Here is an 8,232-nt window from a genome sequence, read left to right as displayed (position 1 = left end):
GCGGGTACTTCCTCGGGGCAGGCATCTTCTGGGCTCCTCTCATGAGACCCATCTGACCTGCTGTCACCTTTCCCCGCATCTCGGGGGAACCTCAGCTCACCTGGGCGGTCTTGACCTGGCGAGACGCTGTGGCAACAGCTTCCCTGGGAGTTAAGATCCGCTGCCGACCTGCGGGAAGTCCGAACGGGCGGCTCCCAGGAGGTGTGAAGTGGCTGAAGCAGTCAGGTTGCCGCGCGGACAGGCACGGTTTACCTCCGTCGCGCTCGCCGCGTTCGCGTTGGTGTCTGTCGCGGCCGGGCTGACAGCGTGGTACAAGTACCAACTGCTGGCGGGAACGCCGGCGTCGGGACCGTATGTAGACAACCCGCTGGTCGAGGTCGACGCGTATTTCAGAAACCTGATGGGCTGGCGCACGGGCCTGCTCCTCGTGGCCCTGCTTCAGTTCAGCATCTGGCTCGCCAACATGCGCGACGTCGCGGATGTGCTGTGGCACCAGGGCCAGCGTCGGCGCAGGGCGTGGCTGGTCTTCGGTTGGGTGATACCGGTGGCGCAGCTCTTCATACCCAAGATGTTCATCAACGACCTCTGGGCTGCCAGCCAGCCGGAACCGCAGCGCCGTCGCGGACATCCCCTGCTCACGGCATGGTGGCTGTCTGTCCTCGTGGCGGCGAACGCATACAACGATGCCCCCAAAGCACTGAAGAAGGCAGTCAGCGCGAGCCAAGCGCGTCATGCCCTGCGCCAGATCATGTTCAGCGATGGCCTGGACATCTGTGCCGCTGCGCTGTCGATCGTCGTCGTCTGGCAGCTCATTCGCAGATTGGAGCGCGCCACCCAGCCTGCGGCAGCGCCCGCTGAGGTCTGCTCGACGGACCAACTTGTGTCTTGAGGATCCCTGGGCACGGGCATCCTCACGCGCTCGGTGGAGTCTCAATGGCCGAGGCAAGCAGATGGTCTCGTAGGCCGGCGGAGCCTCACCCGCTCAATGATCTCAGTTGTGCTGAGTGACCTGCTGAGTCAGTCACTCGGCGAGGCAGAGGTTGTGCAGACGGGCGATGCCGCGCATGGCGTGGTGAACACTGTCGCCCTTCAGACGGCAGTCGCGGAGAATCATCCGGCCCTTCATCCGGGCGAAGGTGTGCTCGACGCGTGCGCGGACCTTGCGGTGGGAAGCATTGTGTTCCTCTTTCCAGGCCGGGAGATCGGCCTGACCAGGCTGGTGGCGGTGCGGGATAACCAGCCTGGTGCCGCGGTACGCACTGTCGGCGAATCACCGTGATCTTGCAACCGCGTCTTTGGCACCGGAAACGCCCACGCCTTGCAGTCGTTCCGGTTGCCGGGCACCGGCCGGCCGATATCTACGACCAGCCGGGTGTCGGCGTCGATGACGACCTGGTGGTTGGTGGGGTACCGGCAATTCTTCGACTGCTCGACGACTGCATGGCCGCGTGTGGGCACCAAGGTTCCCTCCAGGACGAGCACCGTCCCCTTCGCGAATCGCCTCCGTGACTTGAGTACGAGCTTCGGGCCGAGGTCGTGGATGACTCGGTCGGCGGCGGACTTCGACACTCCGAACAGCGGCGCCAGTTGGGGCAGGGCGAGGTTGGTCCGCAAGTACGCGGTGACCAACAGCATTCGGTCTTCCAACGCAAGCTTCCAGGGCCGGCCCTGCCTGTGTGCGTCGGCGCCCTCGCGGCGCAGGGCTGTCAGCAACCACCCGAAGGTGCGCGGGCTTCGGTTCCCTGCGACTACTTGTTCTACTCGCTGGCGTGCTCCCCGGAGCCCTGGCTCGTCGGCAGCAGGTACTGCAACTGCGTGTACCGCTGGGCGCAGGCCGTTCGCGCGATGGCCTCAGAGACTGCGTCGGCGAGGGGGCGGGATGATTCGCTCAGCAGAATGCGGGCCTTGTCGGTGAGTGCCACCTCGACGCCGCGCCGGTCGCCGCATGCGGAGTTCTTGGTGATCAGTCCCGCGTGCTGCAGGCAGGCCACCTGGTAGGTCAGCCGCGTCTTGGGGCGGCCCAGCAGTTCCGCGATCCGTGTCATCCGCAGGCTGGAGCCGGGCTGATCGGCGAGCAGGCACAGCACCAGGAACTCGTCGTGCGAGATCCCCGTTGCGTCCTTCACCCGTGAGCGGAGCTGTTGCTCGATCGTGCCGGCCGCGGCCAACAGCTGCATCCAGGAGCGCAGTTCGGCGGGCAGAAGTCCGGTGTCGTCCGATGGCTCGCGTTCGGGCTGATCGGCGGGGGCGGGAGAGTCGGCCATGGTGTCACAGTCTAACGGTTGTCCATTTTTGGATAACCCGCTAGCGTGCGCGGGGTCATCCAAATTTGGACTACTGGGTCGCGATCCCGGCACTCGGATCGCGGATGCGGCTTCCCTGTTCCCTTCCTCAACTCTCCCGGAGAACCTCCATGACCGTCGTCATCGAAACCGGCCTGTGGCAGCTGGATCCCGCCCGCTCCACCGTGGCCATCGCGCACCGGACAATATGGGGCCTCGTCACGGTGAAGGGCACCTTCGGCAACATCACAGGCCAGGGTGAGACCAAGCCCGACGGGACCGCCCACGGTGTTGTCACACTGGACGCGACATCTCTGGACACCAGGAACGCGAAGCGGGACGAGCACCTGCGCGGCAGTGACTTCTTCGACACCGAAAACCACCCGACTCTCGCTTTCGCCGTCAACGCCGCAGCGGTGTCCCAGGCCGACACCGCCGAGATCACCGGACAGTTGACCGTCCGGGGTACCAGCAGCCCACAGACCGTCACCGCCCACGTCACCGCATCGAGCGACGACGCGATCAGCCTTGCCACGGAGTTCACCGTGGATCGGGAGCAGTTCGGGATGGGCTGGAATCAGCTGGGTATGATCCGCGGCCGGACCACTGTCACCGCGACGCTCACCTTCGCCCGTGCGGTCGTCTGAAGAGCCGATGTGCTCGCCCCCTGACTCGGACACTTGAACGGCGCATGCGCGCCGCCGGTGCCCTGGCCGTTGGAGTTGAGCCGGGCGTGGAGTCCGGGGGCTGGGCCGACGCACCCCAGGTGCCCGGCCTCCCCCGCCCGCCGGGGAACCGGCGCGACTGCTCGTGTGCGCACCTGCGGTGTTCCCCCCCCGGATGAGGCTCAGCCGTTGTGCGGGGCCGCTGTGTTCAGGACCCAGGTCACGGCCCGGCGCCGCGTCCTCGGGCTCCAGGAACCAGTACGCGACGTCGCTCGGCGCGATCCCGTCGAAGCGTGCGGCGAGCAGCGCGATGTCGTCGTCCCGGTCCCCCGGGCCGAGCATGTCCAGCACCTCGTCGTACAGCGCTTCCAGCGGCGGCGGATGATCGGGTCCGGTCAGCGCCGCGACGGCCGCGAGCTTCTCCCGCAGCTGCTCTATCCCGGTCCAGACGTCCCGAAGCCGCGACTCGACCAGCCCGTCGGTGTACAGCAGCAGCGTCGCCCCGGCGGGCGCGTCCAGCTCCACCGCCTCGAAATCGACCCCGCCCACGCCGATGGGGGCACCCGGCGGCACCCGCAGCACCTCGGCCCGCCCGCCCAGATGCAGCAGCACCGGCGGCGGATGACCCGCGTTGGCGATGGTGATCCGGTGCGACACCGGGTCGTAGACGGCGTACAGGCACGTCGCCATCCGGTCGGTCCCGAGCCGCTGTGCCTGCTCGTCGAGATGGGATGGACACACCGCCGGGAGAGAGCCATCTACCTCGCTATGGCCATGCTCCTCCTGCGACGCCTTGCAATGCCCGCCCGCTGACGGGCTTTCCAGACGCCCTCAACTCCGGCGAGCCGCGCGGCAGCGCCGAACCGCAGCACCTCCAAGAATTCCGACAAATCATCACATACCTTGTCGGCGAGGAGTAGTGGTGGCTCACGCACGGAGACGCTGTCGGCGTAGCGTGCACGCCCACCACGGCCCTCTCCATGTCGTCTCCGCTCGCGGCCACGGTGCCCGAATCTGGCTCGACCAGAGGCGCAGGCCTCCCGCGAGACGTCGATCCCGGTTCTTCGTGGAGGCAGAACATCGTGCAGAAGATCACTCGTCTCGGCATGGCCGTCGCGACCGCGCTCGCCACAGCAGCCGTATGCACCCCGTCCGTGTCCGCTGCGGCACACGGTGGCGACGGGCACGACCGCGGCGGCCACCATGCGGTCTTCGTCCAGACCGACAATCCGGCGGGTAACCAGATCGTCGCCTACCGGCGTGCGGAGAGCGGGCGGCTGACCCAGGCCCGCACCTACGACACGCACGGTCTCGGGGGCGTGCTGGCCGGGTCGGTCGCCGACCACCTCGCCTCGCAGGGCTCCCTGACCTACGACCCGCGCCACGCCCTGCTGTATGCCGTCAACGCGGGCAGCGACACCGTCTCCGTGTTCTCGGTCGACGGCGACCGCCTGGCACTGCGGCAGGTCGTCCGCTCCGGCGGCCGTTTCCCGGTGAGCATCGCCGTGCACGACGACGACGTGTACGTGCTCAACGCCCTGAACGGCGGGTCGATCCAGGGCTACACGGTCGACCACGGCCGCCTGCACAAGGAGGCCGGACGGAACCGCCGTCTGGGGCTCGACCCGAACGCCACGCCCCAGTTCACCAACACCCCGGGGCAGGTGGGCTTCACCGGCGACGGTTCCCAGCTCGTCGTCACCACCAAGGCGAACGGCAGCAACCTCCTGGTGTTCAACCTGAACCGCTCCGGCGCACCGGCCCATTCCCCGGTCACCACGAATCTGCCGGGCGCCGTGCCCTTCGCCTTCGTCCCCAACGGCCGCCACGGCCTGTTCCTGGCCGAGGCCGGGACGAACGCCGTCGCGACCTTCACCATCCACCGCGACGGCACCGCATCGCAGGAGGCCTTCGCGCCCACCGGCCAGTCGGCCACCTGCTGGATCGTCGCCGCCCGCAGCCTTCTCTACGCCTCCAACGCGGGCAGCTCGACCCTCAGCGGCTTCCGCGCCTCCGACCACGGCCGCCGACTGACCCCCCTGGGCAACACACCCACCGACCCCGGCACCGTCGACGCCGCGACCACCCCGGACGGGCACTACCTCTACGTCCAGACAGGGGTCAACGGCATCGTCGACGAGTTCGCGGTCAACCACGACGGCTCACTCACCCCGCTTGGCTCCCGGACCGTACCGGGAGCCGTCGGCGGCGAAGGCATCGTCGCCCCCTGACCGGCCACACGCACGGCGCAAGACCGCGGCCCCGCCCACCAGGCGGGGCCGCAGCCGCCTCATTCCGCAGGTGCCCCATCAAGTGGGCGACCGTCTGCTGAGCGATCCCGGCCTGCGCGGTGGTGACGGGCGTGGCCGCACTGCGAGCCAGCTGACGGCCCGTCGCTCCAGGAAAACGGGCGGCCGCGCGGACCCGCCGGTTGATCGCCTCGACCGCGTCCGCAGGAGCCGCCCCGCCGCAGATCGCGACGCTCGCCAGGTCGCGTGAGCGCGGCAACAGTGCCTCCCTTGGAACTTGAAGTGTGTGAGGAGGGTGGGCAGCAAAGAGCGTGTTCCGGAGTTGACCCTGGGATGTCAGTGGTGTCGCTTAGTATCACCGGCGATCGGGGGTGGGCTCCGGGTGGGTGGGGGATCATGAGTTTTGATCTTGCGGTGTGGTTCGAGCAGACGCGTCCGTCGCGCGCGGAGGCTGTGCAGAAGTATCGGCGTATGTGCGAGGGCGCATCTGGAGTGGTTGTCGGGAGCCCGGCCGTGGCGAGGTTCCATCAGGCCCTGGTTGCGGATCTTCCCGAGCCGCCGGATCTCGCTTCGCCTTGGTCGGCCGGCTTGGACGTCTCCGAGGAGTGCGTGCTGATGCCGATGGAGTGGGGCCGTGTGGCAGAGGTGGCTCCGCGCATCGTCGAACTGTCCGGTGAACACGGGTTGGTGTGCTTCGATCCCCAGGCCGGAGTGGTCCATGTCCCGCCTGGCCTGCGGAGCCCCGACGCGTTGCAGCTGCAGTCGTGTGTCGGCCTTCAGGTGGAGGATCCGGATGCCGAGACCGTTGAGCGGGCGGTGCGGCGCCTGTCGGCGGACAACTGGTTCGTGATCCTGGAGGGGAGCGAGGGCCGGTATGTCCAGGTCGGGACCGGGTCGCGGGCTGGTGTGGCCTCGGGCGGCTTCGGAGTCGAGCACCGTGACGGCTCACCTGATCGTCACTACCGCTGTGTGCTGCCCGACCTCGAGCAGGTCGTCGCTGTGTTCGCTGACTTCGCGCGCGGTGCTCGGCCCTGGAGCGTCGAGGCGAAGTGGGAGAAGTTGTCGATGTGACCGATAGGCCGGCGGGGCCTTGCCATACCGAGTGTTCAGGGGCGACGCATCGGGAACCCGGGCCCGCACGGCACAGCAGGACGCGCACCCCGAGCAGGTGGCGGCAGCGCTGGGCCTGGACGAGGGCGCGGCGCGGCGAGCCTTAGTGGATGAGAAGTAGGAGCACCCGCTGTGGTGCGGTGCACCCGCCCTCCTACGGGACCGACGTCGGCACGTACGCTGCGATCATGGATGACCCCGTGCTCACCGCCCGCGAACTGGTGCGGGACCGATTTCCTGCCGCCCGGGCGGCCTTCCTCGCCGGCAGCGTGTTGACCGACCGCCGGACGCCCACATCTGATCTGGACATCGTGGTTCTCTTGGATGGGCCGCCCGCCCCCAGCCGGGAGAACCTGGTGTATCGCGGCTGGCCGGTGGAGCTGTTCGTGCAAACGGAGGCTGTCTGGCACAGCTTCGCCGACCAGGAGACCGCGAAGCGGAGTTCGCCGCTGCTCGCCATGTGTGCTGACGGCATGCTCCTGGTGGACACGGACGGGTTGGGCGCTTCGCTCCAGGACGAGGCGCGAAAGCGTTGGGCCGCGGGCCCGCCGCCGCTCTCGGACCGTGAGCGCGACTACCAGCGGTACGTCCTGACCGACTTGCTCGATGACCTGCGTGGCTGCGCGGACCCAGCAGAGCAGGTCTACTTGGTCTCGCACATGCTGCAGCGTGCCTCGGAGTTGGTCCTCCTGGTCGGCGGGCACTGGCTGGGCGGAGGCAAGTGGCTGTCGCGGCGGCTGGCTGCGGCCGACCCCGGGGTCCACCGCGCGTTGTCCGAAGCTGCCCCGCAGGCGATCGCCGGGGATGCGAAGGTCTTCGCCGCGGTCGTGGCAGAGGTGCTGGAGCTGGCCGGCGGTCCGCTGTGGGACGGGTATGCCATCCGATGAGTTGGCGTGGCGCAAGCACACCGCCTCAGGAGTATGGCCGCGATCAGCCAGCTGAGGCCTGTTGTTCAGCGCGGGCGCGGGTGGTGGCAGGGCGGTAGGAGTCGGTACCGGTCTCGATGATGTTTCCGCCGAAGGTGAGGCGGTCGACGATGGCTGCGCAGAGGCGGGGATCCGTGAAGGTCTTGGTCCAGCCGGAGAACGATTCGTTCGAGGCGATCGCCAAGAAGAGGGCGCTCTCGCCTCTGAGCTACAGGCGCTCTCGTAACTCACCAACAAAGCCGCCTATCCGGTGGCCGGTGACCGGCGGCCGAGCCACAATTACCAGCGTGTCATCGCTCCTCATGGTCTGCGGCCAGCGCTCATCGATGACCATCGCCGCTCCATGGCCGGCGCCGCAGGCGTTCTCCCTCTCAGCAGCGACCAGTAGTCAGACGGCGCCATGCCGACCCCCTGGATTCCGCACAGCGTCCTGTCGAAGATTCCGAAGGCGTGGGCGACATCAGTAGGAAGGCCGTTCGCAACGGCCACTTCTCAGCGCATCTCCATTGGCAGGTACGGCGGCCGCACGATCTCGAACCACTCACCACAAACAAGCGCGGCGGCCTAGCACCAGGAGTAGGACCAGATCTCCTCGTGCCACTCAGTCCGCTGCACGGGCCATCGCCGCATCGGACAGGCGCAGCGCGGATATCGCCGATACCGGAGCACCCCCGCGAAGGCGGCCGACTGGAACACCCCGCGTCGGCGGGAAGGACCGACGAAGCCCTGGGTTCAGGTCACACGGGGTCAGCCGGAACATCCCCGCGCGCGGGGAGCAGGTCGACGGGGACCAGCAGACCCGGGACGTGCGGGGCTCATTTTTGCGCGCGCGGGGAGCAGAGCCAAAGTCAACGCCTGGTTGGGCGAGGAAGAAGGTCTCAGGGGCAGCCTCGAAGCCGCCCGCAGCAAGCTCACCGCCATGGATCGCATCAGGAACCAGAGCACCACCCGGATTGCTGACCTCGGAATCCCGCAGATCAGGAGTCGAGAGGGGCTTCTC

At 68.1% G+C, this 8,232-nt stretch carries 6 protein-coding genes and 3 pseudogenes; 5 read left to right on the top strand and 4 right to left on the bottom strand.

Translation table 11 applies throughout. The annotated features are described in order from the left end of the window. Positions 1-208 precede the first annotated feature (208 nt). The gene (locus ACZ4N5_RS41635) at positions 209-889 is read left to right on the top strand and encodes a DUF4328 domain-containing protein (RefSeq protein WP_467762172.1); all 681 of its coding nucleotides are present in this window, start codon (positions 209-211) and stop codon (positions 887-889) included. Between the two features lie 132 nt (positions 890-1,021). On the opposite strand, the pseudogene ACZ4N5_RS41630 reads toward ACZ4N5_RS41635, so the two are convergent. Both ACZ4N5_RS41630 and ACZ4N5_RS41625 read right to left on the bottom strand, forming a co-directional pair. After that, positions 1,022-1,713: pseudogene (locus tag ACZ4N5_RS41630) on the bottom strand (transposase). 44 nt (positions 1,714-1,757) lie between these two features. Then, positions 1,758-2,264: a MarR family winged helix-turn-helix transcriptional regulator gene (locus ACZ4N5_RS41625; RefSeq protein ID WP_467762171.1), complete on the bottom strand. Its 507-nt coding sequence runs from the start codon at positions 2,262-2,264 to the stop codon at positions 1,758-1,760. Positions 2,265-2,413: 149 nt separating this feature from the next. On the opposite strand from ACZ4N5_RS41625, the gene ACZ4N5_RS41620 reads away from it, so the two are divergent. Beyond that, positions 2,414-2,929, top strand: coding sequence for a YceI family protein (locus ACZ4N5_RS41620; RefSeq protein WP_467762170.1), 516 nt, complete (start codon positions 2,414-2,416; stop codon positions 2,927-2,929). 240 nt (positions 2,930-3,169) lie between these two features. On the opposite strand, the pseudogene ACZ4N5_RS41615 reads toward ACZ4N5_RS41620, so the two are convergent. After that, a pseudogene (locus ACZ4N5_RS41615) lies at positions 3,170-3,676 on the bottom strand (PP2C family protein-serine/threonine phosphatase); the annotation flags it as partial. 353 nt (positions 3,677-4,029) lie between these two features. Between ACZ4N5_RS41615 and ACZ4N5_RS41610 the strand changes: the two are divergent. The 3 genes from ACZ4N5_RS41610 to ACZ4N5_RS41600 all read left to right on the top strand — a co-directional run bounded on the left by ACZ4N5_RS41610 (position 4,030) and on the right by ACZ4N5_RS41600 (position 7,193). Beyond that, entirely contained in the window at positions 4,030-5,178 is a 1,149-nt protein-coding gene (locus tag ACZ4N5_RS41610; RefSeq protein WP_467762169.1) for a lactonase family protein, read from the top strand. 432 nt (positions 5,179-5,610) lie between these two features. Further along, positions 5,611-6,267: a hypothetical protein gene (locus ACZ4N5_RS41605; protein WP_467762168.1), complete on the top strand. Its 657-nt coding sequence runs from the start codon at positions 5,611-5,613 to the stop codon at positions 6,265-6,267. A 227-nt stretch (positions 6,268-6,494) separates the two neighbouring features. Further along, entirely contained in the window at positions 6,495-7,193 is a 699-nt protein-coding gene (locus tag ACZ4N5_RS41600; protein WP_467762167.1) for a nucleotidyltransferase domain-containing protein, read from the top strand. A gap of 43 nt (positions 7,194-7,236) precedes the next feature. Here the strand turns inward: ACZ4N5_RS41600 and ACZ4N5_RS41595 are convergent. Continuing rightward, a pseudogene (locus ACZ4N5_RS41595) lies at positions 7,237-7,416 on the bottom strand (ATP-binding protein); the annotation flags it as partial. Positions 7,417-8,232 lie beyond the last annotated feature (816 nt).

This window comes from Streptomyces sp. NPDC026500 (assembly GCF_055567635.1).
Note: the sequence above shows the minus strand (reverse complement) of the source record. Positions and strands in the feature narration are given on the sequence as shown.

Coding starts and splice junctions, on each gene's coding strand:
- ACZ4N5_RS41625 (WP_467762171.1), bottom strand. CDS start 2,264: ATGGCCGACTCTCCCGCCCCCGCCGATCAGCCCGAACGCGAGCCATCG.
- ACZ4N5_RS41620 (WP_467762170.1), top strand. CDS start 2,414: ATGACCGTCGTCATCGAAACCGGCCTGTGGCAGCTGGATCCCGCCCGC.
- ACZ4N5_RS41600 (WP_467762167.1), top strand. CDS start 6,495: ATGGATGACCCCGTGCTCACCGCCCGCGAACTGGTGCGGGACCGATTT.